The organism is Methylobacterium sp. GC_Met_3 (genome assembly GCF_026540775.1).
Lineage (GTDB): Bacteria > Pseudomonadota > Alphaproteobacteria > Rhizobiales > Beijerinckiaceae > Methylobacterium.
The window spans coordinates 255,064-281,671 of sequence record NZ_JALNUL010000003.1 but is presented as its reverse complement, the minus strand read 5'-3'; the positions used below and the strand labels follow the sequence as shown (position 1 = coordinate 281,671).

The window sequence follows — 26,608 nt, the reverse complement described above, 5'->3', positions numbered from 1 at the left end:
CGAGAGCCGGTCAGTGTGGCAAGATCGCCAACGATGACCCGCAGATTCGACGCTCCCACGACAGCCCCGCCCCGGAAACCGGGACAGGATCGGCCACGGGCCACCACCTTCACGGCCTTCGGGCTGGCGAGCGAGACCGAACCGCTGTCGCCCGGCCTGCACATCGTGGCGACGCCGATCGGCAACCTGCGCGACATTACCATTCGTGCGCTCGCCACCCTCGCGGCAGCCGATGCCGTGCTGGCCGAGGATACGCGAGTCACGCGGACGCTACTCGCCCATTACGGCATCACGACACCGCTGCTCGCCTATCACGAGCATTCCAACGACGCGGTGCGCGAGCGGATGGTCGGCCGGCTGCGGGCCGGGGAGGCGCTGGCCCTCGTCTCGGATGCGGGCACACCGCTGGTCTCTGACCCGGGCTACAAGCTGGTCCAGGCCGTCATCGAGGCCGGCATTCCGATCACGCCGGTTCCCGGTCCCTCTGCGGTGATGACTGCTCTGGTGGCGGCAGGGTTGCCCACGGACCGGTTCTTCTTCGAAGGCTTCCTGCCCCAGAAGGCCGGTGCCCGCCGCAACCGCCTGGAGGCACTGATCCAGGTGCCGGGCACGCTGGTCCTGTTCGAATCGCCCCATCGGCTGCCGGAGATGCTCGCCGACGCGGCCGCCGTTCTCGGGCCTGACCGCCCGGCCGCGGTGACCCGGGAGTTGACGAAGCTCTACGAGACGATCCGCCGCGACACGTTGGGCGGCCTCAGCGAACGCTTCGCCGAGGACGGGCCGCCGAAGGGCGAGATCGTCGTCATCATCGGCGCCGCCACGGCCGTGGAGCGGAATGCGGAGGGTGACGAAGCCCTCGATGCCCTGCTCCGTACGGCGCTGGAGCGGCATTCGATCAAGGATGCCGCCAGCCTCGTGGCCGAAGAGACCGGGCAGCCGCGGCGCCTCGTCTACACCCGGGCCCTCGCCCTGGCGCGGAGCGACGCGTGACCGGGGCACGGCCCAAACAGGATGTCCGGCGCCGCGCCGCCTACCTGAGAGGCCATCGCGCCGAATGGCTAGCGCTGGCGGCCTTGATGCTCAAGGGCTACTGGCCGATCGGCCGACGCGTGAGTTTCGCGGGCGGCGAGATCGACCTCATCGTTCAGCGCGGGAAAACCATCGCGTTCGTGGAGGTGAAAGCGCGGCCCCGGCGGGACGACGCCCGCGAGGCGATCGACGCGGCCAAACGGCGCCGCTTCTCCCGCGCCGTCCGCGCCTGGATCGGACAATACGCGTGGTCCGCGGGCATGACGTTCCGGGCGGACGCCGTGTTCGTCGGCGCCCGGGGCTGGCCGGCCCATGTCGCCGACGCTTTCACGATCGAGGGCATGTGACGCAGCCGCTCTTGCGGCCGTTCTCGTCTTAGGCGCGCGCGGCCCGAATGGCGCCAATCAGCGTGCGCTTCAGTTCGGCCTGGCTGAACGGCTTCTGCACGACCGGCCGGTCGCGGAACGGTTCGCGGATGCCAGCGCCGCCGTAGCCGGTCGAGAACACCAGGGGCAGATCCCGCTTGGCGATGGCTTCCGCGACCGGGTAGATCGGTTCACCCGCCACGTTCACGTCGAGGATCGCGACCTCGAACGTCTCCTGAGCGGCCATCTCGAGCGCCGAGGACAACCGGGCAGCCGGTCCGACAACGGCGCAGCCGAAATCGAGCAGCATGTCCTCCAGCAGCATCGAGATCGCGGCCTCGTCCTCGACGACGAGTACGCGGACGCCGTTGAGCACATCATCGTTGGAGTCAGCAGTCACGCCGGGCCGTCTTCCCTTCCAGCGCCCCCGAACCGGGGACCGTGCCGTCCGTCAAGATACACCCAGGAACCGTGTGTTCGGCGTCCGAAGCGCGCAGCGCCGCTACGACGACCGGTTCACGAGGTGGTCCTTGGCGTCGCCCGTAACGCGCAACGTGTCAAGCGTTCGCACGCTGTTCCCCGGCTATCCGCGCGCAGAATGTTAACCGCCGATACATTTTCGTTGCCGGCTGCGGGAGGCTGCGGCTTTGGCGTCTCAATCGTCCTTGAAGGTGACCTTCGCACCGCGCGCCACGTGGGCTGCGAGATCGCGGGCATTCCAGTTGGTCAGACGGATGCAGCCGTGTGACTCGGTCTTTCCGACCTTCTCGGGTTCCGGCGTGCCGTGAATGCCGTAGCTCGGAATCGCCAGATCGATCCAGACGAGGCCGACCGGATTGTTCGGGCCGGACTGGATGGTGAACTTGTGCTGCGCTTTGACACCCTTAAACGCGTATTTCGGGTTGTAGGTGTAGTCGGGGTCGAACGCGACGCCCTTCACCTTCGTCTCGCCGCTCGGCGCCGGCTTCTCGGAACTGCCGATTGAGGCCGGGTAGTAGGCGAGCAGCTTGTCGTCGGCTCCGTAGGCACGCACATCGCGGCTCGTTTTGTCCACCTCGATCCGTTCGACCTTCGGCTCCTGCGGTAGCTCCTTCGCCTTCGGCTTGTCGGTCCCCATCGGGTCGACGGCCGCGACCGTGATGGTGGTTCCGGCCTTGTCGAGCGGCTTGTCGGGGTTGAGGGCCGTCACGAGGGCGCGGCTCATGTGGAACCGCTCGGCCAGCATCTCCCGCGGATTCGTGTAGCTCAGCGCCTTCAGATCGGCCTGTTGCTCCATCTTGGGCGGGATCTTGTCGAGGTAGGGTCCCGAGGCATCGGCCTCCGTGATCGGATAATCGGTCACCACCGGCTTATCGCTCGTGGCCTGGAGCTTGCCCCACACCTCCGGCGTCAGTGCCTGCGTGGCCGGAAGGCCTTGCGCGACGGCAAATGCCGAAAGCGCACGCCGGTAATTGTCGCCGGTCAGACCATCGATGGCGCCGGGAAAGAAGCGGGCGCGATCGAGCAGCACCTGAGCTTTGACGATCAACGGATCGGGTTTCTCGTCGTTCTTCTTTCCGGTCTGGCGCTTGGCGGGCGCCTTATCGCCGGCTTGCGGCGACAGGGTCGCGGTATTGATGGCGTCCGCGGTCAGGGCGGGGGCTGGAGCCACTTGATCGGCGGTCTTCGGCTTTGGGCGCGCCTCCGCGACCTGCGTGGCGAGGCCGGTCGCCAGGAGCGCCGCAAGGACCGGCCGCCAGGATTTCGGGCTCATTGCGATCGCCGTCTCCAGAAGCGTGGGCGCTTCGCACGCAGAAATGCTGCGCCTGACGGAACGTTCCACGCCCTACTCACAGAGGCGGTGACCAGCGGTCCGCTCGCGCTCGTCGAGGTGGAAGTGGTTGGCATGGGCCGCGTTCGAGCCTGGCCCCAGAACCGTCCGGAAGAAGCCGCAGGCCTTTCCGCGGACAGCGCTCAGGAACCGCGCCTCGTCGGAGCCGTCCGGCATCGCCTTCACCGGTATGCTGGCGCGGCCCGCGAAGGTGAAAGCCATGATGTCGGCGGCGTTGGCGAAGGCATGCTCGCTCAGCTTGGCATCGACATCGTGGTTCTGGCCGCGGCAGACGTACGAGCCGCCGAGTTCCAGTCCGGTCAGCCCGTGCTTCAGCGACCGTTCGGCCTCGACCTGGACCTCCGTCACCCAGCGTGCCAGCGCCTCGGCCGTCCGGCACGTCAGCGTCGCTCCCTGCGGCAGTGCCACGCCATCGGGGAGCCGCACGATCTTCAGCGGCAGCGGCGCCGTGCATTGGCCCTCGATGATCGGTGGCAGCGGCTCGAATTCGACGCCGAGCCGCTTGAGACGGGTTCGGCACGCGGTGTCGTCCGGGGGCGTGACCTTGAGCGCCAGAGCCGCCTCGCCGGAGAGTTCCGGTGGTCGCCCGGGCGGAGTCGGCGGCGGATTGGGGATTTCGGGCTTGCCGGTCTCTGGAGGCTTTGCCTGAGCAGGCGCGTCGGCGGTCTCCTTCGGTGGCGCTGCCGGTGGCGTCAGCTCGGCCGGACGGGCTGGCGGCGTTGGCGGTGGCGCCTCCGGAGCGGGCGTCTTCAGGGTCTCGGGCCGCTGAGGCGGAAGGGGCGGAGGCACCGGGACGGTAGCCGCCGGTGCCTCGGCGGCGTGGCTTGCGACGGCCGACACGGCCAGGGCAAGGGCGCCGAATGCCAGGACCATGGGCAGTCGGCGGATCGGCTGATGTCGTCCCGGCATGGAGCCTCGAAGCGTGGGCGTTGGCTGTCAGAAACGAGCGAGCGGCCATTCGGATCAATCACACGGTTGACGGATCGCCCGAACAGGATTCTGTCTGGCGGATCGTATGCGCGACCGACACGCCGAACCGCCCCGACGACGGCCCGCGCCACCTGGATCGACACTGAGGACTGAATGCCGGACGCCGTTGAAGCCGGGCTCCCGAGCCTGCCGCAGGACAATCCCTTCCGCGAGGCACGCTGGAGCACGCCGTACGGAATCCCGCCCTTCGAGCTGATCCGGCCGGAGCACTATCGCCCGGCCTTCGAGGCGGCGCTTGCCGCCCATGCCGACGAGATCGCGGCGATCGCTGGGGAGGCGGCCCCGGCGACGTTCGCCAACACCGTGGAAGCTATGGAGCGCGCAGGGCAGGCGCTCGATCGGGTTGCGGGTGTCTTTTACAACCTGACCGGCAGCCATACGAACCCTGAGCTGCAGGCCATCGAGCGCGAGATCGGGCCGAAGCTCGCCCGCCATGGCAGCGCGATCTACCTGAACCCGCAGCTCTGGGCGCGGATCTCGGCCGTGGATCCAGAATCCGAGGGACTGGGTCCCGAGGAGCGGCGCGTCCTCGACCGCTACCGCATCCGCTTCCGCCGGTCCGGCGCGACCCTTGCGCCCGACGCCAAGGCTCGCATCGCCGAGATTGCGGCTCGGATGTCGGAGCTTGGCACGAAGTTCAGCCAGAACCTCCTGGCCGACGAGAGCAGCTTCACGCTTCCGCTGCAGACCGAGGACGATCTCGCCGGGCTGCCGCCGTTCCTGCGCGCCGCGGCCCGGAGCGCCGCGGAGGAACGCGGCCTGGATGGCCATGTCATCACCCTGTCCCGTTCGCTGATCGATCCGTTCCTCGTGTTCTCGACCCGACGCGACCTGCGCGAGCGGGCTCATGCGGCCTGGACGCGGCGCGGTGAGAACGGCGGTGAGACCGACAACCGCGCGATCGCCGCGGAAATCATCCAGGTGCGCGCCGAGCGGGCGCGGCTCCTGGGCTTCGACAGCTTCGCGCATTTCGCCCTCGACGACACGATGGCGGCGAGCCCCGACGCGGCCACCGGCCTTCTGCGCGACGTCTGGACCCCGGCCCGGGCGCGGGCGAGCGACGAGCGCGACCGGCTTCAGGCAGCGATTCAGGATGAGGGTCACAACTTCACCCTCCAGGCGCATGATTGGCGCCACTACGCCGAGAAAGTGCGGCGCGCCGAGCACGATCTCGATGAAAGCGAGATCAAGGCCTACCTGCCCCTGGAGCGGATGATCCAGGCGGCCTTCGACACTGCCTCCCGACTGTTCGGCCTGACCTTCGAGGAGCTGTCCGATGTTCCGCGCTATCACCCGGATGTCCGGGTCTGGCGGGTCGGCAACCCGGACGGGTCCGAGGTCGGGCTGTTCCTGGGCGATTACTTCGCGCGGGCGACCAAGCGCTCCGGCGCCTGGATGAGCGCCTTCCGCTCGCAGGAGCGGCTGAACGGGCCGATCACGCCGATCATCGTCAACGTGATGAATTTCGCCAAGGCGCCGGAGGGTGAGAGCACGCTCCTGTCGTTCGACGATGCCCGCACCCTGTTCCACGAATTCGGCCATGCCCTGCACGGCCTTCTGTCGGACGTGACCTATCCGCTGCTCTCCGGCACCGCCGTGGCCCGCGACTTCGTGGAACTGCCTTCGCAGCTCTACGAGCATTGGCTGGAGCAGCCGGAAGTCCTGCGGACCCATGCGCGCCACCACCAGACCGGGGCGCCGATGCCGGATGCGCTGCTCCAAAAGCTCCTGGCCGCCCGCACCTTCAACCAGGGTTTCGCCACGGTGGAGTACACCGCCTCGGCGATCGTCGACATGACACTCCACCTCTCGGCCGAGGGCGAGTCCGGGCTGGACGTGCCCGCCTTCGAGACCGAGGCATTGAGGCGGATCAGCATGCCGTCCGAGATCGGCATGCGGCATCGGACACCGCACTTCGCCCACATCTTCTCGGGCGACGGCTACGCAGCCGGCTACTACAGCTATCTCTGGTCAGAGGTACTGGATGCCGACGCGTTCGACGCCTTCCGCGAGGCCGGCGACATCTTCGATCCAGAGACCGCCAAGCGCCTGCGCACCTTCGTGTACGGCGCCGGCAACCTGCGCGACCCGCGCGAGGCCTACACGGCATTCCGCGGTCGGATGCCGAGCATCGAGCCTCTGCTGAAGAAGCGCGGGCTTGCGGCGTGACCGAGAGCGCTCTCCGCCGAAGTGGTTCCCGGTTCGGCGCAGGAGCGCGCGATTATACTAGACCTTGGAGCCACTCTCGAGCGCGTTGCGATCGGCAGTGGCTCTTCATGGCCGGTAAGGGTTTCGTAAACAAACGTCCTTAACGAAGGCTTGCAGTGACGTCCTGCACCGGAGTTGGGGGCGATGACCAAGACCGAGACCAAGCCGGCCGTTTCGCCGGACGAGCTGCTCAAAGCCATTGTGACCGGCCAGGCCGAAACGGCCCCGGAAGCCGCCAAGTCTTCGGAGACCGCCAAGTCGCCGAAAGCCCCCGCGCCGACGCTGGCGATGCTGCGTTCTCTGCCGCGGATCGATCGGCGGGCCCTCGCGATCCCGGGCGTCTGCGTCGCGTTCGGCGCCCTGCTGGGCGGTGGCGTCATCGCGATGACCCGATCGTCTGGCCTGTCGAGCGACGCTGTCGCGGCGCTCAGCACGACGCTGGATGCCGGCCGGACCGAGACAGCGCGTCTCAGCAGCGATATCGCGCAGCTCCATCGTATTCTTGCCGACCTGCGCGCCTCGACCGACACCGCCCGCAAGGAGGCCACAGGCCGCAGCGGCGCGCTCGGCGAGCGCTTCGCGCAGCTCGACAAGAACCTGACCGCCAAGAACGCGGCCCTTGGCGAGCGGCTCGAGCAGGTCGAGCGCGAGCAGAACGCGCGGATCGCAAGCCTTGCCGCGCAGATCGACCGGCGGTCCGCTGCGGTCACGAAGGCCGAGCCGACGCAGACCGGGAGCCTTGCCGAGACGCGCAGTCTTGAGCCGAAGACCGTCGAGCCCAAGGTTGTGGAGGCCAAGGTCACGGACGTAAAGGCTGTCGAGACGAAGCTCGCCGATGCCAAGCTGGCCGACGTGAAACCGAAGGCCTCGGGCAGCGAAAAGCCCCCGGTGATCGACGCCTGGGCGGTCCGCGAGGTCTATGATGGGATGGCGATTCTGGAAAATCGCCGCCACCGGCTCCTGGAAATCGGACCGGGGGAGGTCCTGCCAGGCTTTGGCCGGGTCGAGGGCGTCGAGCGCCGTGGGCGGGACTGGGTGGTCGTAACCCGGCAGGGGATCGTTACCCCGCAGGCTTGGTAGCTGCCCGAGACTTCAGCGGGACGGGTAGGGCGTCGCAACCAACCCGTCCGCCGTGACCGGGAAACGCGGCTCCAGCGTCAACGGATCGGCCATGGCGGCCGAGCGCTCGGCGCGACGGCGGCCGTGACGCAGCGCGCGGGAATGCGCCGCCCGTGTCGGATGCAGGATCGCGGCGAGGAGGGCTTGGCCCTCGAACGAACTGTCCAGATTCTTCGCTTCGAAGACGGGCATGGCCGGCCTGTTGGATTGCGGTCGCGAACGTCGCAGAAGGCGACGATTCCGACCGCTCCCCAATAACGGGGATCGTGGTGACAGGTTCCGTCAAGCTTTCGCCCGGAAACTGTTTTTTCACGATCGTCCAGGCCGAGCCCGAATGCTGTGCGGCTGCGCACTCGCAGCGTTAGATCAGACGAACTGGTTGAGACCTGGGATTGAGCCGAGGATCGGCCCCATCGCGTCTTCGCCGACCTTCTCGCGGCCGAACGCGAACAGCTCCTGACCGAGCGGCTGCATCTGGCCCATCGGCACGCCGGCCGACATCAGCTTCTGGCCGAGCGCCATGACGCCGCCGCCGCCCATCATACCGCCGAGCATGCCCATCAGACCGCCGCCGCTGGTCTCGCCGGCGTTGGATTCGGCGACCAGCGATTCGGACCCCGGTAGCGCCGCCAAGAGCTGGTTCACCTCGGTCTCGGGCCCTTCCTTCTGCAGGAAGGCCAGGATGTGGCCGATCGCGGTTTGGGCCGTCGCGGCATCGAGCCCGGTACGGGCGGTCACGCGGGCGAGCAGTTCTTCCATGGGGATGATCTCTTCGGAACGTTTCGAGACGTCCTTCGACTCTGGGGCGCTGGAAATCAAGCGCAGGGGCCGCGTTGCCCTGGAAAGTCCCCCGGGGCGTGCTCGGGGTGCGTCGCCTGGGGTGACTTCCGGGGCACGGATCCCACTTTCCTGCCCAAGGTCAAACCCGGAGCCGGATCATGCGCATCAGCAACGTCGCGGACGTCGTCGCCGAGACCCTTCAGGAAGCGGGTGTCGCGCGTGTCTATGGGGTGGTCGGCGACAGCCTGAACGGGATCACGGAGGCGCTGCGCGCGCGTGGGCGGATCGCCTGGATCCACACCCGCCACGAGGAGGCTGCCGCCTTCGCGGCGGCCGGCGAGGCGCAGGTGACCGGACAACTCGCCGTCTGCGCCGGCTCCTGCGGGCCCGGCAACCTGCACCTGATCAACGGGCTCTATGATGCCCATCGCAGCCGGACACCGGTGCTGGCGATCGCCGCCCACATCCCGTCGCCCGAGATCGGCTCGGGCTATTTCCAGGAGACCAAGCCCACCGAGCTGTTCCGCGACTGCAGCCACTATTGCGAGATGGTCTCCGACCCGGCCCAGATGCCCTTCGTGCTGGAGAACGCGATCCGCGCCGCGGTCGGGGAGGGCGGCGTCGCGGTCATCGTGATCCCCGGCGATGTCGCGCTCCGCGAGGCGCCCAAGCGCGCGCTGGCGCCGCGGGCCGGGCTGATCCCCGCCAAGCCGGTCGTGCGTCCAGCCGATACGGAATTGGATGCGCTGGCCACCCTGCTCAACGCCGGCAAGCGCGTCACGCTGCTGTGCGGGCGCGGCTGCGCAGGCGCCCATGCCGAACTGCTTCAGCTCGCCGAGGCGCTCAAGAGCCCGATCGTCCACGCGCTCGGCGGCAAGGAGTTCGTGGAGTTCGACAATCCCTACGATGTCGGCATGACTGGCCTGATCGGCTACGCATCGGGCTACGCCGCCATGATGGCGTGCGACACGCTGCTGATGCTCGGCACGGGCTTCCCCTACAAGCAGTTCTACCCGCAGGAGGCGAAGGTCGCGCAGATCGACCTGCGCCCCAGCGAGCTCGGCCGTCGCTGCCGCATCGAGCTGGGTCTTGTCGGTGACGTGGGCGCGACGCTCCGGGCGCTGCTGCCGCGGCTGAAGTCCAAAACCGACCGATCCTTCCTGGAGGCCAGCCTGAAGCACTACGCCAAGGCGCGCACCGGGCTCGATGAGCTGGCCACCGGCAAGCCCGGTGGTCCGCTGCACCCGCAATACCTCGCCCGCACGATCAGCGAGGCGGCGTCCGACAACGCGATCTTCACCGCCGATGTCGGCACACCGACGATCTGGGCGGCGCGCTATCTCGCCATGAACGGGCGGCGCCGGCTCCTCGGCTCCTGGGTTCATGGCTCCATGGCCAATGCGCTGTCGCAGGGCATCGGCGCGCAGGCGTGCCAGCCCGACCGGCAGGTGATCGCACTGTGCGGCGACGGCGGCTTCGCCATGCTGATGGGCGACTTTTTGACGTTGCTGCAGCACCGGCTGCCGCTGAAGGTCGTGGTGTTCAACAACGGCACGCTGGGCTTCGTCGAGCTGGAGATGAAGGCGGCCGGCTACCTCGAGACCGGCGTCGCCCTCGACAATCCGGATTTTGCAGCAATGTCGCGGGCGGCCGGCATCTTCGCCCTGCGGGTCGAGGATCCCGCCGAGTTGCCCGGCGCCATGCGCGAGTTCCTGGCCTTCGACGGCCCCTCGCTCCTCGACGTACGCACGGCCCGCAACGAATTGTCGATGCCGCCCAAGATCGACGGGCAGCAGGTGAAAGGATTTAGCCTTTATGTCCTGCGGGCCGTGATGGATGGACGCGGTGACGCGGTTCTCGATCTCGCCAAGACCAACCTCATCCGATAGACCCTGACGATCAGTCTCGAACCGTTCCAGGTCGACGGAGCGGCGATCCAGGGGGGTGCCGGACCATGCGGGTCGGCCTGTTCGTGCCGTGCTACGTCGATGCCTTCGAGCCGGAGGTTGGGATCGCCACCCTGGAGCTGCTGGAGCGGCTCGGCTGCACGGTTGAGTATCCGTTCGACCAGACCTGCTGCGGCCAGCCGATGACCAACACCGGCTGCCACGCGGAAGCCGCCGCCACCGAGGCCCTGTTCGTCAAGAATTTTTCGGGCTTCGATTACGTGGTGGCGCCGTCGGGCTCCTGCGTTCATCAGGTGCGTGAGCACCTGACCGCGATCCCGCAGACCGACGAGGTCCGCCACGTCCGCGCCAGCACCTACGAGCTGGTCGAGTTCATGCACGACGTGCTGAAGGTCGAGGCACTGCCCTGGGCGAACTTCCCGCACAAGGTCGCCTACCACACCAACTGCAACGCCCTGCGCGGCATCCACCACGCCCGGCCCAGCGAGCTGGTGAAGCCCTATTATTCGAAGCCCCTCGACCTGCTGCGCCTCGTGAACGGCGTCGAGCTGGTGGACCTCGCCCGGCCGGACGAGTGCTGCGGCTTCGGCGGGACCTTCTCGGTGTTCGAACCGGCGGTCTCGGCCAAGATGGGCTACGACAAGGTTGCCGATCAGAACCGGGCCGGGGCCGAATACGTCGTCTCCGCCGACTCCTCCTGCCTGATGCACCAGAAGGGCTGCGCCGCACGCCTGGGGTTGCCGCTCAAATACATCCACATCGCGCAGGTGATGAACGGAGCCGCCGCATGAGCGTCGAGGATCTCAATCCCCGCGAGCGCGAGGGCGTCATTCACCCGGAAGTTCGGGCCCGTGACGACGAGAGCGAGCGCGCGCAGGACGGCACCCGGCTTCAGCACGCCGAGGCCGCCTCGAAGCCGATCCGCGCCCCGCAGGTGCGCGAGCCGCAGCCCCGTGGCGCCAAAATCCGCGGCAACCGGCCGATCGATCAAGCCGAGGCAGCCGAGCGCTTCCTCGCCGCCCCCCTTCACCAGGCCGCCCATGACGAGCGCCTCTGGGACCTGCGCAAGAAGCGCGATACCTCCGCGCACGGCATCCCCGAATGGGAGGAGCTGCGCGAACTCGCCTCGCAGATCAAGACGCACACGCTAAGCCACCTCGACCAGTATCTCGAGCAGTTCGAGGCAGCCGCGAAGGCAAACGGCGTCCACGTTCACTGGGCCAAGGACGGGGCGGACCACAACCGGATCGTCCTGGAAATTCTGAAGAGCCGCGGCGCCAAGACGCTGGTGAAGTCGAAGTCGATGCTCACCGAGGAGTGCGGCTTCCGCCATCACATGGACGCCAACGGCATCGAGGTGATCGAGACCGATCTTGGCGAGCGTATCCAGCAGCTCGACAACGAGGAGCCGAGCCACGTCGTCGCCCCGGCGGTCCACAAGACCCGGATGGATGTGGCCGAAGTCTTCGCCAAGACCCTCGGCACCGATCCGGACAACGACGACGCCCATTACCTCGCCGAGAGCCAGCGCGAGACGACCCGGCCCTACATCCTGCAGGCCGATGCCGGCATGACCGGCTGCAACTTCGCCATCGCGGAGACCGGCTCGGTCGTCACCTGCACCAACGAGGGCAATGCCGACCTGTCGGGCAACGTGCCGCCGCTGCAGATCCACTCGATCGGCATCGAGAAGATCATCCCGAAGGTCGAGCATCTCGGCGTGTTCATCCGCCTGCTGTCGCGCTCGGCTCTGGGTTCGCCGATCACCCAGTACACCTCGCATTTCCGCGCGCCCCGCAAGGGCACAGAGATGCACATGGTGCTGGTCGATAACGGCCGCTCTGAGCGCCTCGGCCTGGAGGAGTTCTGGACCTCCCTGAAATGCATCCGCTGCGGCGCCTGCATGAACACCTGCCCGGTCTACCGGCGCTCGGGTGGGCTTTCCTACGGGGCGACCTATTCCGGGCCGATCGGGCTGATCATCGACCCGACCTTCAACAAGCGGAAATACTCGACGCTGCCGTTCTCCTCGACGATGAACGGCTCCTGCACCAACGTCTGCCCGGTGAAGATCAACATCCACGAGCAGATCTTCGCGTGGCGCAAGGTGCTGGTCGAGGAGCACCAGATCCCGGCGCTCAAGCAGGGCATGATGAAGGCGGCGGGTGCAGTCCTGTCGCGTCCAGCCGCCTATCGGGCCGCAATCGGCGCAGCCGATTCAGCGCTCAAGGTGCTGCCGCGTTTCGCGGTCTACAATCCGCTCAACACCTGGGGGAAGAAGCGCGAGATGCCCGAGGCGCCGCGCCAGACCTTCCACGCGTGGTACAAGCAGAACCGCATGAAGGACACGGGTCGATGAGCGCCCGCGACGCGATCCTGGCCGAGATCCGCCGGAACCGGCCGTCCGGCGATTTCCCGCTGCCCGAGCTGCCGCTATTCGCGCCGCTGGTCGGTGACGATCTGGTGGCCGAGTTCGGAGAGCGGCTGAAGCGCATGGGCGGCCGGGTGGCCGAGCCCCAGGCCGGTGACATCTTCGCGGGCGTGCGGGAGCGGCTCGACGGCGCGAAGGTCATCGCTTCGGCAGTCCCGGAGCTGACCGGCAACCGCGACCTGCGCAGCATACGCTACCCGCAGGAGGTCGAGGATGTCGACGTGGCGGTGGTCCGCGCGGTGTTCGGTATCGCCGAGACGGGCTCGGTGCTGTTCACGGAAGACCAGCTGATCGTCAACGCCGTGGCTTACCTCGCCCAACACCTCGTGGTGCTACTCGACCCGGCCGACATCCTGCCCAACGTCCAGGCGGCCTATCGTCGGCGGGAGTTCGGCCATTCGGCCTACGCGGTTCTGCACACCGGCCCGTCGGCGACCGCTGACATCGAGGGCGTACTGATCCACGGGGCGCAGGGTGTGCGCTCGCTCACCGTGGTGATGCAGCCGAAAACGGCCTGAGCCGGAACCGGCAATCGGGCGCGCCCCTTGCTTGGACGGCGAAAAGGGCGTCGCCCGGCAAGGAAATCCGATGCGCTACACGCTTGGTTGCAGCCTATCCTACAACATCCTCTCGGATACGACCTTCATCTTCAATCTGGAGGTGGCCAAGTTGAAGAGCGTCGAGATCCTGAGCGAGAGCCTGGTCCTGACGCCCAACTTGAAGCGCGACATCTACACGACGCCCGACATGCTGAACCGCTACCTGGCGGTGAATGTCCCCACCGGCCAGTTCGCGCTGGAATACAACGCTGAAGTCGATCTCACGGTGCACCGGGCCGATCCCGCCACCATCAAAGAGACGCCGATCGGGCAGTTGCCCCTCGACATCCTGCCCTTTCTGCTGCCGAGCCGCTTCGTCTCCTCGGACCGGCTGACGCCCTATGCCCTGGCCGAGTTCGGCGCCCTGCCGAAGGGGCATTCTCGTGTGAACCAGATCTGCAACTGGATTCACGATCACATCACCTATCAGCCCGGCACCAGCGACGGGGAAACCACGGCGGATGAGTCGCTGCTCAAGCGCGCCGGCGTGTGCCGCGATTTCGCGCATATCGGCACTGCCTTCTGCCGGGCGTTGGGCATTCCCGCCCGATTCGTAAGCTGCTATGCCCACGGCCTCGTGCCGAGCGATTTCCACGCGGTGTTCGAGGCCTATCTCGACGGCCGCTGGTGGCTGTTCGACGCCACCCGGCAGGCCGACCTAGACGGGCTGGTGCGGATCGGCGTCGGTCGTGATGCCGCCGAGATCGCGTTCTCAACGCCGTTCGGTAACATGCAGCCGGTGAACCAGCAGGTTCGGATCCAGCGCACGGACGGGCAGGGTAGCCCGATGCCCCGCACCGTGGAGGCGATCTCGACCGAGATCCCGGCGCCGCATGCCGGAGCGGCCTGACGGCCTGAAAACCACGGAACGTCTGACGGTCTCGGACTCCGCCGCCTCTGCGATCGGGGAGTCCGAAGCCCTTTCGGGCATGCTGCGTACGGCGAAGGCCGGAACCGTCTTCACTACCGGCGGTTCGCCGAGCGCGCCTCCGCCGCGCCCAAACTCAACCTATCTCTCCGCAGATTTGTGCAAGCAATCCACCACGAATCATTATATTATCGAGATCATCAAATATTAAGAAAATGATTATTCAGTACAAACAGTTTGGTATAGCGCAAGATTTTCTAGATTTATGCTTTGATGAACGATGATACAGCACCCCGACGGGCGCTATCATTCAGAGCGCTGCGGCAATCTATTTGCCGAATGGGTTGAATCTTCAACTTATCACCGGTCCGCGGAAAGCGCCGAAGCGTGGCTGTGGCGGGGTCGCAACACCGTAAAACGATCCCGGATCCGCCCCGAGACCTGCCCGTAAACGCCGCGATCCCGCCATAGTCCGGGCCCACCTCAACATCTGCGGTAAACGGCAATTTCGACAACGCTTTACCGTTAACGAACGAGGTTTTCCGAGCACGCGGATGACGGTTCCGGCGCATCGCAGATGGCGACGTGCCGCGGTCCTTCGCACCCGCTCGGGATCGGTGGTGCGAAGGCTTTGTCCGGGTTCATGGTGACGCGTTTGAACGACAAGTCGAAGCTGCCGAGCCGCCACGTGACCGAGGGGCCGGACCGCGCTCCCCACCGCTCGTATCTCTACGCCATGGGGCTGACCCGCGAGCAGATCCATCAGCCGCTGGTCGGTGTCGCCTCCTGCTGGAACGAGGCCGCGCCCTGCAACATTTCGCTGATGCGCCAGGCGCAGGCGGTGAAGAAGGGTGTCGCCGCCGCGCACGGGACGCCGCGCGAGTTCTGCACCATCACGGTGACCGACGGCATCGCCATGGGCCATGGCGGCATGCGCGCTTCGCTGCCGTCCCGCGAGGTCATCGCCGATTCGGTCGAGCTGACCATGCGCGGCCACGCCTACGACGCGCTGGTCGGCTTGGCCGGCTGCGACAAGTCGCTGCCCGGCATGATGATGGCGATGGTGCGCCTCAACGTGCCGTCGATCTTCATCTATGGCGGCTCGATCCTGCCCGGCTCGTTCCGCGGTAAGCCCGTCACCGTCCAAGACCTGTTCGAGGCGGTCGGTAAGGTCGCGGTCGGCGACATGAGCCTGGAGGATCTCGACGAGTTGGAGCAGGTCGCCTGCCCCTCGGCCGGCGCCTGCGGCGCGCAGTTCACCGCCAACACCATGGCGACCGTTTCCGAGGCGATCGGCCTCGCGCTGCCCTACTCGGCCGGCGCGCCGGCGCCCTACGAGATCCGCGACAAGTTCTGCGCCACGGCCGGCGAGAAGGTGATGGAGTTGCTCGCCAAGCAGATCCGCCCCCGCGACATCGTCACCCGCAAGGCCCTGGAGAACGCCGCCACCGTGGTCGCCGCCTCCGGCGGTTCGACCAATGCGGCCCTGCACCTGCCGGCAATCGCGCACGAATGCGGCATCGAGTTCACGCTGTTCGACGTGGCGGAAATTTTCCGGCGCACGCCGTACATCGCGGATCTGAAGCCGGGCGGGCGCTACGTCGCCAAGGACATGTTCGAGGTCGGCGGCATTCCGCTCCTGATGAAGACGCTGCTCGATCACGGCTTCATGCACGGCGACTGCCTCACGGTGACCGGCCGCACCATTGCGGAGAACATGGACCGGGTTACCTGGAACCCGGATCAGGACGTGGTCTATCCGGCCAACCGTCCGATCACCCCCACCGGCGGCGTCGTCGGCCTTAAGGGCAACCTCGCTCCCGAGGGCGCAATCGTGAAGGTCGCCGGCATGGCGGCCGAGAAGCAGGTTTTCACCGGTCCGGCCCGGGTGTTCGACGGCGAGGAGGCCTGCTTCGAGGCCGTCCAGTCCCGCACCTACAAGGAAGGCGAGGTTCTGGTCATCCGCAACGAGGGCCCGCGTGGTGGCCCCGGCATGCGCGAGATGCTGTCAACCACCGCGGCCCTCTACGGCCAGGGCATGGGCGACAAGGTCGCGCTGATCACGGACGGTCGTTTCTCGGGCGCGACCCGCGGTTTCTGCGTCGGCCATGTCGGGCCGGAAGCCGCCGTGGGTGGCCCGATCGGGCTGATCCGGGACGGCGACATCATCACCCTCGACGCGATCCAGGGCACGCTCGACGTCGCCCTGTCGGACGAGGAGTTGGCCGAACGGCGCAAGGCCTGGACGCCCCGGGGCAACACCGCGACCTCCGGCTATCTCTGGAAATACGCGCAGGGCGTCGGCCCGGCGCTCTACGGCGCCGTCACGCACCCAGGGGGTGCCAAGGAGACGCAGAGCTATGCGGACGTCTAGGACTGACCTCAGCCGGCGCAGGACGCCGGCCGGGGCCGATCCCAGTCGGTTCCGGATCGTCGGAAAAGCTGCGCTTGCCGGCTGGGCCCTGGTTCTGCTGGCCATGCCGACCGATGCGCCGCGCGCCCTCGACGCCAACATCCGGACACCCATCCCGGTGCCGGTGGCCGACAAGGCCTATCGCTCGGCCAAGGACGCGCTCCGCGCCGGGATGCGCGAGTACAATGCCGGCGACAAGCAGGGTGCCGCCCGGGCGCTCGAATATGCCGCCGGTCAGGGTCACGCTTTGGCCCTGTGGAAGCTCGGCCGGATGTACGCCGACGGCGACGGCGTGCCCCACGACGACCTGAAGGCGTTCGAGTTCTTTTCCCGGATCGCCGATGCCAGCACCGATGACGGGCCCGATCCGCAGAACTCCGCGGTGCTCGGCAGCGCGTTCACGGCGCTCGGCACCTACTTCCTGGAGGGGATCAAGGGCACCTACGTGCGCCCCAATCCCGAGCGCGCCTACGACATGTTCAACTACGCGGCGTCCTACTACGGCGACCCCAACGCGCAGTACAATCTGGCCCGGCTCTACCTCGACGGCACCGGCGTCGAGTCGGATCCCCGGCAGGCAGCGCGCTGGTTCAACCTCGCCGCCGAGAAGGGGCATCATCCCGCCCAGGCACTGCTCGGCGACATGTTGATCAACGGTCTCGGCGGGGTGCCGATCCAACGCGTGAAGGGGCTGATGTGGCTGTCTTTGGCCCGGGAGGGGGCGGAGGGCCGAAAGGACGACTGGATCGTCGCGCTCTTCGACAAGAACTGGGCCGCCGCTGCCGAGGACGACCGCGCCGAGGCTCAGACCCAGCTCCAGACCGTGGGTTCGATCCGCCGGCGGCGCTAAAGGCCGCCGGCTTCGTCTTAGACCTCAGCCCTTCCGCGCCTCCATGGCGACCTGGAACGAGGGCCGCGCCAGCGTGGCTTCGACATAGGCCGCGAGTTTTGGCCAACGGCTCGAATCGACCCGCGCCTGAGCCAGGTGGAAGTTGTAAAACCCGGTCGCGATCGAAATGTCGGCGATGCTGAAAGCATCCCCGGCCAGATACGGTCCGGAAATCTCACCCTCCAGATAGTCGAAGAGCGGCGGCAGATCCGTGTCGAGCGCCTTGGTGACCGCGGCCTCGTCGGTGGGCTGCTTCTTCATGTTGGGCTTGAGCACCCGCTCGACGAACGGCACGATCAGCTTGCCGAACAGTTCGGTGTCACCGAACTTGTCGAACCAGACAGCGCGGCCAAGCGCTTTCGGATCGGTCGGGACCAGAGCCGGGCTGGGGTGCTTGCGCTCCAGATACCAGAGGATGGCTGAGGAATCGGCGAGTTGGAATTCGTCATCCTTGATGGCTGGTATCTTCCCGAGTGGGCTGCATGCCTGAAAGCCCTGATCGGGGTCGTGAAACATCAAGGGCTTGTGCTCGTACGTCACGCCTTTCTCGACCAGCGAGACCAAAACCTTGCGGACGTAGGGCGAATAACCGGTACCGTAGACGATCAAGAGTTACTCCCATGCTGGTGAACGCAGCCGCTCCAGCGCCGCGACCCACCGCTTACATAGGGCACCGTGTCAGCCTGCCGACAATTCTGCTGTGACCGGTACATGGTCCGACGGCTTGTCGAGCCCGCGCAGGTGCTTCTGCACCGAGGCCGAGACCAGGCGATCGGCGGCCTGGGGCGAGAGCAGTAGGTGGTCGATCCGGATGCCGGCGTTCCGCTGCCAGCATCCGGCCTGATAGTCCCAGAACGTGTAGAGCCCGGCGCGCGGGTCGCAGGCCCGGAGGCCGTCGGTGTAGCCCTCGGCGAGAAGCGCCCGGAACGCCATGCGGCTCTGCGGCAGGAACAGCGCATCCGAACGCCACGCCTCCGGATCGGCGGCGTCGGCGGCATCGGGGATGACGTTGTAGTCGCCCGCCAGCACCACTGCATTCTCGTCCTGCATCAGCGCGCGTGCATGAAGCCGCAAGCGCTCCAGGAAGGCGAGCTTGTAGGGGTATTTCGCGCTGTCCACCGGATTGCCATTCGGCAGATAGATCGAGGCGACGCGGACGGGCCGCGTGTCGGCCCCGGAGATCAACGTCTCGATATAACGGGCCTGCTCGTCCTCGGTATCGCCGGGGAGACCGCGCCGGATCTCGCTCATCGCCAGCGGCGCGCGGACCAGCAGGGCGACGCCGTTATAGGCTTTCTGGCCCAGCGTCTCGACCGCGTAGCCGGCGCCCTCGACCTCGGCGCGGGGAAACGCGTCGTCCTGGCACTTCAGCTCCTGCAGGCAGACCACGTCGGGCTTGGCCTCGTCGAGGAACGCCAGCAGGTGGGGCAGCCGCTGCTTGATCGAATTGACGTTCCAGGTCGTGATCCGCATCGCCTCGCATCCGATCGCCGCATGGCCGTCATCCGCGCTTCGCGGCGCGCTGGCAAGGCCGGCTCGGTGCCAGATTCGCAATCCGTACCCGCCGCGGTGCTGGTCTCTTGGCAAACCGAGCATTCCGAGGTTGCCGGATGGATTGGTTCGAACCCGTACGGGCCTATTGCGAACGGACCGGCGGCGAGTTCTGGGCCGAGCCGGTCAACGCCCTGTCGAACGCGGCCTTCCTGATTGCCGCCGCAGCAGGAGCACGCCGCGCGGCACGAACCGCCCCGCCGGATCGCGCCGGACTGGCCCTGTCCGGCCTCGTTGCGATTGTCGGAATTGGCTCGTTCCTGTTCCACACGCTGGCGGTCTTTTGGTCGATGCTCGCCGACGTGATTCCGATCGCTCTGTTCATCTACGCGTATCTCGCGCTCGCCCTCCTGCGGTACCTGCGGGTTCCCCCGATTGCGGTCGCTGGCATGACCGCGGCGTTCGCCCTGATCGGCCTCAGCCTGACGCCCGTCCTCAATAGTCTGACCGGACGCGACGTGGCGGTTATGAGCAATGGCTCGATCGATTACCTGCCCGCTCTGCTGGCGCTGTTCGGGATGGCTGCCGCGACCATCGGACGGCCGGAGGAGCGCATCACCGGCACCGGACGGCGACTCGCCGGGATCGGCGTGCTGTTCCTGGTCTCGCTCACCGCGCGGACCCTCGACCGATCCGCCTGCACGTTCCTACCGATCGGAACCCACGCGCTGTGGCATCTGCTGAATGCCGCCGTGCTGTACGCCCTGGTGGCGACGGCCATCCGGCATCGCCAAACCGTCGGTTGAACTGCGCCCGCCATGCAGGCGGTTTCCTTGCGGCGCGGCCGGATTTCTTGCAGAAGTGCGCCGCATCGGGCGCCCGGTTCCTCGCGGGGGTCCGGGCACGGAAGGGGTCATGCCAGTGAGTTTTCGCCTCGGGATCGCCGGGCTCGGCACCGTCGGTGCGTCCGTGGTCCGGATGGTGGAACGCCGCCGGACGACCTTGGCCGCGGCGGGGCTCGACCTGCGGGTCACCGCGGTCTCATCGCGCGACAGGAGCCGTGACCGCGGCCTCGATCTGGCCGGCATCGAATGGTTCGACGATCCCGTCGCCCTGGCAAAGTCCGGCAACGTGGACGTCGTCGTCGAGCTGATCGGCGGGGCCGAGGGCGCCGCCAAGGCCGTCGTGGAAGCGGCCCTCGAATCCGGCAAGCCGGTGGTGACCGCCAACAAGGCGCTGCTCGCCCGTCACGGTGCGGCGCTCGCGGCTCTGGCCGAGGGGCGTGGCGTCGCCCTGGCCTACGAGGCGGCGGTCGCCGGGGGCATCCCGGTGATCAAGACGCTGCGCGAGGGTCTGCCCGGCAATGCGGTGTCGCGCGTCTACGGGATCCTCAATGGCACCTGCAACTACATCCTCAGCCGGATGGAGCGCGAGGGCCTGACCTTCGAGGCCTGCCTCAAGGATGCGCAGGCGCTGGGCTACGCGGAGGCGGATCCGACCTTCGACGTCGAAGGCTTCGACACCGCCCACAAGCTCGCGATCCTGACGAGCCTCACCTTCGGCACCGCCATCGACGCGGAGGGCGTGTCGGTGGAGGGGATTTCCCGCGTGCAGCCCCTCGACCTGCGCATGGCCGACGAGCTCGGCTACCGGATCAAGCTGCTCGGCGTCGCGCAAGCGACCGAGGCTGGAATCGAGCAGCGCGTACATCCCACCATGGTGCCGAAATCCTCGGCCATCGCCCAGGTCATGGGCGTCACCAACGCGGTCACCGTCGATGCCGATGCGGTCGGCGAACTCACCCTGATTGGGCCGGGCGCCGGCGGCGAGGCGACGGCTTCGGCGGTCTTGGCCGACATCGCCGATGTGGCGCGCGGCATCGTGCGGCCGACCTTCGGCATTCCCGCCGCCGCGATGCGCGCGAGCGAGCGCGTCGAGATGCAGCGTCACGAGGGTGGTTACTACATCCGGCTCACGGTCCACGACCGGCCGGGCGTCGCGGCCGGCGTCGCGCAGCGGATGGCCGAGCGCGAGATCTCGCTGGAGAGCATCCTGCAGCGCCGCACCGAGGGTGGCGGTTCCGATCCGCGTGGCCGCTCGGGACGGCCGGTTCCGCTGGTGTTGATCACCTACGCGGCCACGGAAGGCAGCATCCGCGCCGCGCTGGAGGCCATCGACGCGGACGGGCTGCTGGCCGAGCCGCCACAGGTGATCCGGATCGAGCGCGAGTAACGGACCGGCGCACCGTTACGATCGTCGCCCCCGCGAGGCCTGATGGCCTATCGATAAAGATCGGCAAGACCTGCAAAACGATCCGATGCGCGAATGCGCCGACGTAATGTAGTTTATGGGCCCGCCCGAAACGCAGCTTAGGCTGAACGTCGCTCGCCCGACGGCGTTTAGATCGGGATCCGACACAGATCGGACCCGGACAAAGGCAGGAAACGATGGCCGACACTCAGATGCCCGCGTCCCGCGGGGTGCCGCGCATGCTCGCCCTGGAACTCGCCCGGGTGACCGAGCGCGCCGCCATCGCGGCGGCGCGCCTGCGCGGAAAGGGTGACGAGAAAGCCGCCGATCAGGCGGCGGTCGATGCCATGCGCGACGAACTCAACAGTCTTCCCGTCCGGGGCACCGTGGTGATCGGGGAGGGCGAGCGCGATCAGGCGCCGATGCTGTTCATCGGCGAGCAGCTCGGCCGCGGGGAGGGGCCCGAGGTGGACATCGCCGTCGATCCCCTCGAAGGCACGACGCTCTGCGCCAAGGATATGCCCGGGGCGATCGCCGTCATGGCGATGGCGGAGCGCGGCTCCCTGCTGGCGGCCCCCGATGTCTACATGCAGAAGATCGCCATCGGTCCGGGTTATCCGGCCGGCCTGGTCGATCTCGATGCCAGCCCCACCGACAATGTTCGTGCGCTCGCGCGTGCCAAGGGGGTCGATCCCCGGCAAATCACCGCGCTGATCCTGGACCGGCCCCGTCACGCGGCGCTCGTGGCTGAGGTGCGGGAAGCTGGAGCCGCTGTCCGCCTGATCTCGGATGGCGATATCGCCGGCATCATCTTCACGGCGAGCCCCGAAGAGACCGGCATCGATCTCTATCTCGGGATCGGCGCGGCGCCCGAGGGCGTGCTGGCCGCCGCGGCGATGCGCTGCATCGGTGGCCAGATGCAGGGACGGCTGATCCTCGACACGGCCGAACGGCGCCGCCGGGCCGCCGAGATGGGAATTTCGGATCTCGATCGGAAATACGATTTGACCGATCTGGCGAGCGGCGACGTGATCGTGGCGGCCACCGGTGTCACCGATGGCGCGTTGCTACGGGGCGTCCGCTTCCGGCCGGACCGGATCCAGACCGAGACCGTCGTCTACCGCTCCGAGGCCGGCACCGTCCGCCGGATCCTCGGCGAGCATCGGCGCGGCCTGTTCTGAGGCGCCGATCATCGGCGCCCAGAATCACAGCGGGATCAGTTCAGCACCACCACTTTGCTGCCGACCGTGACGCGGCTGAACAGGTCGATCGCGTCCTGATTGATCATCCGGATGCAGCCCGACGACACGCTCTTTCCGATCGAGAACGGCTCGAGAGTGCCGTGGATGCGGAACAGCGTGTCCTTGTTGCCCTGCCAAAGGTACATGGCGCGGGCCCCGAGCGGGTTGCGCAGGCCGCCGGCGACGCCGAGGCCGCTCTGAAGCTTGTCGACTTCGCTCGCCAGCTTGGGGCTGCGGGCGATCATCTCCTTCGGCGGGTACCAGTCCGGCCAAGCCTGCTTGGAGTTGACCGTCGCGTTGCCGGACCACGAGAAGCCCTGCTTGCCGACGCCGACGCCGTAGCGGCGCGCCCGGCCATTCTCCTGGACCAGGGTCAGCTGGTGCGCCCGCGGATCGACGATGATCGTCCCGGGCTCGTACGGGCCGTTATAGGCGATCTCCTGGCGCAGGAACGCCGGGTTCATCTTCTTGTAGTTGAAAGCCTGAACCGGGAACACGTCGTCCGTGACCGGCCCGTAAGCCTTCGCGTAATCGATCGGCTCGTTGTCCGGGGCTCGCAGAACGGCCTTGGCCTTCGCGGCTTCGAGCGGCGAAAGCCCCGGAGCACCCGCGGCGCTGCCGGGCCGGGCCGGCTGGGTCGGGTCTGCCTCAAGACCGGCCGCCGGGGGCGGTGCGGCCGGAGCCGTTGGCGCCGGGCGAACGATGTCCGTGCGTCCGGTATACGGCAGGTAACGGCCGCCGCGCCGCACATAGAGCGCGCCGTTCTGATCCTGATAGAGTTGCCCGTCATCGCCGAAGCCGTCGATGCCGGATTCGGCGACTGGGCCGCGACCCTGGGCATGAGCGGTCGCGGTCAACGCGAGGGCGGCAAGGCCGGCCAGACAAAGGCGGCGGATCGGGGCGGACATGCAACGATTTCCTTAGATGGCGACACCGCGAGGCGTGGCGGCGCGCGATCGAGCGGGCTGGCACGAATACGTGGCCCAGCTCAGTCCGGGACTTAGCAAATATCCGGTGTCGCCGCCAAGTTGCGTAGCCGGTGTCGGGCAGTCCGCAATGCTCTTCTCCGGGGTGGTGTTGCCGTTGTGCCGCTACGGTGATCGCGTTCTGAGCTGACGGACCCAAGACCGGCGATCAGGGAAGCCTGCGCAAGATCCGGCATGGTCGGTCCACGATCGTGGTACGGCGCCCGTTTACTCGGCAGCTCTGCCTTCGCGAGCGGCACCGGCACGCTCTGATAGCGATCGGCATGCAGACGTCCTGCCTCCCGAGGTCGTAACTGCCGCAACGTGCGATCTGGCACACTTGCTGCATTGCCGAGGAAGCCGCGTCTGTTGCGGCCGCGGAGCAACGACGCTCCAAATAGCGGACGGTGTGAGTCCGGATCCCCCGGCATGAGCGACCGCGTTGCGGTTTGCCCACTATAGACGAGCACCCCTATGGCCAGCTTCAAGACGGTAATGAAGTCGGGGCACCCCCCAACTCTGTTCGCGGCGTTCCTCTACTTTGATTTCTGCTTCGCGATCTGGGTCCTGAATGGCGCCATGGGCCCGTTCATCACCGAGACCTACAAGCTGACCCCGGCGCAGACCGGCTTCATGATCTCGCTGCCGATCCTCGCGGGTGCTCTGATGCGCTTCCCCCTCGGGATCCTGGCCCAGTATATCGGCCGCAAGAACGCCGCGATCACTGAGATGAGCGTGATCATGCTGGCGATGGCCTACGGCTATCTCTTCGTGTCCTCCTACAACGACGTTCTGGCGATGGGCGTGCTGCTCGGCATCGCCGGTGCGTCCTTCGGCGTGGCCCTGTCGTTGGGCTCGGGCTGGTTCCCGCCGGAGCACAAGGGCCTTGCCATGGGCATTGCGGGCGCCGGCAATTCCGGGACCGTGCTGGCCGTGCTGTTCGCCCCGCCGCTGGCGCAGGCCTATGGATGGCAGACGACCTACGCCTTCGCGGGCCTCGTCATGCTGCTGCCGCTGGTGGTCATGATCGTGCTCGCCAAGGAGCCGCCGGATACCGAGCACCAGTCGTTCAAGGAGCATATCTCCTGCCTGTTCACCAAGGACGGCTGGGCGTTCTCGCTGATCTACGTGATCACCTTCGGCGGCTTCGTCGGCTTGTCGAACTTTCTGCCGACCTTCTTCTACGAGCAGTTCGCCGTGACTAAGGTCGAGGCTGGGCGGCTGACCATGCTGGCCGCCTTCATGGGCTCGGGGATTCGGATCGTCGGCGGTTACTTCGCCGACCGGATGGGCGGGATTGCGGTCCTGTCGGTGGTGCTGCTCGCAGCCATCGCGACCTTCCTGTCGCTCACCGCGACGCCGTCTCTCGTGCTCACGACGATCCTGTTCATGCTGTGCTTCGCGGCGCTCGGCGCCGGCAACGGCGCGCTGTTCCAGCTTGTGCCCCTGCGCTGGCCCAACAACACCGCGGTCGCCGGTTCGATGATCGGCGAGGTCGGGGCGCTGGGCGGCGCGATCCTGCCGAACGTCATGGGCCTCTCGAAGCAATATACCGGGTCGTTCTCATACGGCTTCATCGGCTACGCAGCGTTCACGGCGATCGTGCTGGGATGCCTTGCCCTCTGGCAGCGCAAATGGGTCGGCCGCTGGGTCGGGCCGCGCGGAAAGGCGCTCGGTATGGCGCCTGCCGAAGCATCCGGACAGCTGCAGCCCGCCACCGCCTGAGCCGGCCGCCACGATCGACCAACCCGGAACGGGGGCCCTTGCGGCCCCCGTTTCCGTTGAAGCACCCATCGTCAATTCCCGGACAAGGCGTAATTCCCGGTTGCCATTCGCCTCTCGAAGCGTTTGAATAATGCATTACGAGAGAGCGCCCAACCGCAGGTTGAGGCGCCAGGCGGCCGGAAGCGGCAGCGCCCCGATGGGAAGGAACGGTCGATGGCGAAGCGCGTAAGCGCCACGAATGGCGTGCTCGGCCTGCTCTGTGTGATGTATTTCATCACCTATCTGGACCGGGTGAACATCGCCACGGCAGGCGCCGAGATCATCCGCGACTTCGGCATGTCGAAGACCGATTTTGGCCTGATCCTGTCGGCCTTCGCCTACCCCTACGCGATCTTCCAGGTGATCGGCGGGTCCGTCGGCGACAAGTTCGGCGCCCGGCGGACGCTGCTGGTCTGCGGCTTGATCTGGGCCATGGCCACGATCCTGACCGGGATGGTCGGGGGATTGGTGACCCTGTTCCTCGCCCGGGTCCTGCTCGGCTTCGGCGAGGGCGCGACGTTCCCGACTGCGACGCGGGCGATGCAGAACTGGACGGCCCCGGGCCGGCGCGGCTTCGCGCAGGGCATCACCCACGCCTTCGCGCGGCTCGGCAACGCGGTCGCGCCCCCGATTGTCGCCTTCCTGATCTACCATTTCGGCTGGCGCACCAGCTTCGTCATCCTGGGCGGTGTGAGCTTCATCTGGGTCGCGATCTGGTACCTGTATTTCCGCGACGACCCGTCCGACCACTCGGCGATCACGCAGGCGGAGCTCGACACGCTGCCCGCACCGCGCAAGGTCGGCGCGAAGCAGAATGTGCCGTGGGGCGCGCTGACCCGGCGCATGCTGCCGGTCAGCATCACGTATTTCTGCTACGGCTGGACCCTGTGGATGTTCCTTGGCTGGCTCCCAAGCTTCTTCAAGGAGAATTACAGCCTCGATCTCAAGAATTCAGCGTTGTTCGCCTCGGGCGTGTTTTTCGCCGGCGTGGTCGGCGACACGGTCGGCGGCGTCCTAAGCGACGCGATCCTGCACCGGACCGGCAACGTGAAGCTTGCCCGGCTATCGCTGATCGTCGTCGGGTTCCTGGGGGCGGCGGCGAGTCTGGCGGGCGTGCTGCTCACCCGCGACCTGACCCTGGTGGCGCTGCTCCTGTCCTCCGGCTTCTTCTTCGCCGAGCTCGTGATCGGGCCGATCTGGTCGGTGCCGATGGATATCGCGCCCAAATATGCCGGCACCGCCAGTGGGCTGATGAATACCGGATCGGCGATCGCCGCGATCGTCTCGCCGATCGTCTTCGGTGTGGTGGTGGACTTGACGGGCAGTTGGACGCTGCCCTTCATCGGGTCGGTCGGGCTCTGCCTGCTCGGCGCCGGGCTCGCCTTCACGATGCATCCCGAGCGCGAATTTGTGGAGCCGGACGCGCGGCCGGTCCGGCCGAGTGCTATCGTCCCGGCCGGAGAATAGA

Annotated in this window: 24 protein-coding genes; 16 read left to right on the top strand and 8 right to left on the bottom strand. The window is 67.3% G+C overall.

Going from position 1 to position 26,608, the window contains the following annotated elements; all coding sequences use genetic code 11:
- The first annotated feature begins 33 nt into the window (after positions 1-33).
- The gene (gene rsmI, locus OXS27_RS06745) at positions 34-990 is read left to right on the top strand and encodes a 16S rRNA (cytidine(1402)-2'-O)-methyltransferase (RefSeq protein ID WP_267355159.1); all 957 of its coding nucleotides are present in this window, start codon (positions 34-36) and stop codon (positions 988-990) included.
- Complete coding sequence (locus OXS27_RS06740; protein WP_267355157.1) at positions 987-1,376, top strand: YraN family protein; 390 nt, start codon at positions 987-989, stop codon at positions 1,374-1,376. The genes rsmI and OXS27_RS06740 overlap by 4 nt, the downstream gene beginning before the upstream one ends.
- Positions 1,377-1,404: 28 nt before the next feature.
- On the opposite strand, the gene OXS27_RS06735 is transcribed toward OXS27_RS06740, so the two are convergent.
- The 3 genes from OXS27_RS06735 to OXS27_RS06725 form a co-directional block, all read right to left on the bottom strand.
- The gene (locus OXS27_RS06735; RefSeq protein ID WP_243920087.1) at positions 1,405-1,794 is read right to left on the bottom strand and encodes a response regulator; all 390 of its coding nucleotides are present in this window, start codon (positions 1,792-1,794) and stop codon (positions 1,405-1,407) included.
- A gap of 255 nt (positions 1,795-2,049) precedes the next feature.
- Positions 2,050-3,147, bottom strand: a complete 1,098-nt coding sequence (locus tag OXS27_RS06730; RefSeq protein ID WP_267355156.1) for a L,D-transpeptidase — start codon at positions 3,145-3,147, stop codon at positions 2,050-2,052.
- A gap of 72 nt (positions 3,148-3,219) precedes the next feature.
- The gene (locus OXS27_RS06725; RefSeq protein ID WP_267355155.1) at positions 3,220-4,134 is read right to left on the bottom strand and encodes an extensin family protein; all 915 of its coding nucleotides are present in this window, start codon (positions 4,132-4,134) and stop codon (positions 3,220-3,222) included.
- A 174-nt stretch (positions 4,135-4,308) separates the two neighbouring features.
- Between OXS27_RS06725 and OXS27_RS06720 the strand changes: the two genes are divergently transcribed.
- Positions 4,309-6,384, top strand: coding sequence for a M3 family metallopeptidase (locus tag OXS27_RS06720; RefSeq protein WP_267355154.1), 2,076 nt, complete (start codon positions 4,309-4,311; stop codon positions 6,382-6,384).
- Between the two features lie 183 nt (positions 6,385-6,567).
- Positions 6,568-7,503, top strand: coding sequence for a hypothetical protein (locus OXS27_RS06715; protein WP_243920082.1), 936 nt, complete (start codon positions 6,568-6,570; stop codon positions 7,501-7,503).
- 12 nt (positions 7,504-7,515) lie between these two features.
- On the opposite strand, the gene OXS27_RS06710 is transcribed toward OXS27_RS06715, so the two are convergent.
- Positions 7,516-7,734, bottom strand: coding sequence for a hypothetical protein (locus tag OXS27_RS06710; RefSeq protein WP_243920081.1), 219 nt, complete (start codon positions 7,732-7,734; stop codon positions 7,516-7,518).
- A gap of 174 nt (positions 7,735-7,908) precedes the next feature.
- The gene (locus OXS27_RS06705) at positions 7,909-8,301 is read right to left on the bottom strand and encodes a DUF2267 domain-containing protein (RefSeq protein ID WP_243920080.1); all 393 of its coding nucleotides are present in this window, start codon (positions 8,299-8,301) and stop codon (positions 7,909-7,911) included.
- 179 nt (positions 8,302-8,480) lie between these two features.
- Here OXS27_RS06705 and poxB point away from each other — a divergent pair, with 179 nt between their 5' ends.
- The 7 genes from poxB to OXS27_RS06670 all read left to right on the top strand — a co-directional run bounded on the left by poxB (position 8,481) and on the right by OXS27_RS06670 (position 17,390).
- Positions 8,481-10,211: a ubiquinone-dependent pyruvate dehydrogenase gene (gene poxB, locus OXS27_RS06700; protein WP_267355153.1), complete on the top strand. Its 1,731-nt coding sequence runs from the start codon at positions 8,481-8,483 to the stop codon at positions 10,209-10,211.
- 65 nt (positions 10,212-10,276) lie between these two features.
- Complete coding sequence (locus OXS27_RS06695; protein WP_267355152.1) at positions 10,277-11,020, top strand: (Fe-S)-binding protein; 744 nt, start codon at positions 10,277-10,279, stop codon at positions 11,018-11,020.
- Entirely contained in the window at positions 11,017-12,588 is a 1,572-nt protein-coding gene (locus OXS27_RS06690; protein WP_267355151.1) for a lactate utilization protein B, read from the top strand. The genes OXS27_RS06695 and OXS27_RS06690 overlap by 4 nt, the downstream gene beginning before the upstream one ends.
- Complete coding sequence (locus tag OXS27_RS06685) at positions 12,585-13,178, top strand: LUD domain-containing protein (protein ID WP_243920076.1); 594 nt, start codon at positions 12,585-12,587, stop codon at positions 13,176-13,178. Before OXS27_RS06690 ends, OXS27_RS06685 begins: the two co-directional genes overlap by 4 nt.
- A 70-nt stretch (positions 13,179-13,248) precedes the next feature.
- Positions 13,249-14,109: a transglutaminase family protein gene (locus tag OXS27_RS06680; RefSeq protein ID WP_243920075.1), complete on the top strand. Its 861-nt coding sequence runs from the start codon at positions 13,249-13,251 to the stop codon at positions 14,107-14,109.
- A gap of 661 nt (positions 14,110-14,770) precedes the next feature.
- Positions 14,771-16,501: a dihydroxy-acid dehydratase gene (gene ilvD, locus OXS27_RS06675; RefSeq protein WP_267355333.1), complete on the top strand. Its 1,731-nt coding sequence runs from the start codon at positions 14,771-14,773 to the stop codon at positions 16,499-16,501.
- Positions 16,488-17,390: a tetratricopeptide repeat protein gene (locus tag OXS27_RS06670; RefSeq protein ID WP_243920072.1), complete on the top strand. Its 903-nt coding sequence runs from the start codon at positions 16,488-16,490 to the stop codon at positions 17,388-17,390. Before ilvD ends, OXS27_RS06670 begins: the two co-directional genes overlap by 14 nt.
- A gap of 24 nt (positions 17,391-17,414) precedes the next feature.
- Here the strand turns inward: OXS27_RS06670 and OXS27_RS06665 are convergent, their stop codons facing one another.
- Both OXS27_RS06665 and xth read right to left on the bottom strand, forming a co-directional pair.
- Positions 17,415-18,038, bottom strand: coding sequence for a glutathione S-transferase family protein (locus OXS27_RS06665; protein WP_267355150.1), 624 nt, complete (start codon positions 18,036-18,038; stop codon positions 17,415-17,417).
- 69 nt (positions 18,039-18,107) lie between these two features.
- Positions 18,108-18,902: an exodeoxyribonuclease III gene (gene xth / locus OXS27_RS06660; RefSeq protein WP_267355149.1), complete on the bottom strand. Its 795-nt coding sequence runs from the start codon at positions 18,900-18,902 to the stop codon at positions 18,108-18,110.
- A 137-nt stretch (positions 18,903-19,039) separates the two neighbouring features.
- On the opposite strand from xth, the gene OXS27_RS06655 reads away from it, so the two are divergent.
- The 3 genes from OXS27_RS06655 to glpX all read left to right on the top strand — a co-directional run bounded on the left by OXS27_RS06655 (position 19,040) and on the right by glpX (position 22,351).
- Positions 19,040-19,726 (top strand): ceramidase domain-containing protein, encoded by a 687-nt coding sequence (locus OXS27_RS06655; RefSeq protein ID WP_243920069.1) that lies wholly within the window; start codon positions 19,040-19,042, stop codon positions 19,724-19,726.
- 109 nt (positions 19,727-19,835) lie between these two features.
- Positions 19,836-21,152 (top strand): homoserine dehydrogenase, encoded by a 1,317-nt coding sequence (locus tag OXS27_RS06650; protein ID WP_243920068.1) that lies wholly within the window; start codon positions 19,836-19,838, stop codon positions 21,150-21,152.
- 215 nt (positions 21,153-21,367) lie between these two features.
- On the top strand, positions 21,368-22,351 hold the full coding sequence (glpX, locus tag OXS27_RS06645) for a class II fructose-bisphosphatase (RefSeq protein WP_267355146.1): 984 nt from the start codon (positions 21,368-21,370) through the stop codon (positions 22,349-22,351).
- A 35-nt stretch (positions 22,352-22,386) separates the two neighbouring features.
- On the opposite strand, the gene OXS27_RS06640 is transcribed toward glpX, so the two are convergent.
- The gene (locus OXS27_RS06640; RefSeq protein WP_243920066.1) at positions 22,387-23,319 is read right to left on the bottom strand and encodes a L,D-transpeptidase; all 933 of its coding nucleotides are present in this window, start codon (positions 23,317-23,319) and stop codon (positions 22,387-22,389) included.
- A 531-nt stretch (positions 23,320-23,850) separates the two neighbouring features.
- On the opposite strand from OXS27_RS06640, the gene OXS27_RS06635 reads away from it, so the two are divergent.
- Entirely contained in the window at positions 23,851-25,101 is a 1,251-nt protein-coding gene (locus tag OXS27_RS06635; RefSeq protein WP_267355144.1) for an MFS transporter, read from the top strand.
- Positions 25,102-25,314: 213 nt separating this feature from the next.
- Positions 25,315-26,607 carry an MFS transporter gene (locus OXS27_RS06630; RefSeq protein ID WP_267355142.1) on the top strand — a complete coding sequence of 431 codons (1,293 nt, stop codon included), beginning with the start codon at positions 25,315-25,317 and terminating at the stop codon, positions 26,605-26,607.
- Position 26,608 lies beyond the last annotated feature (1 nt).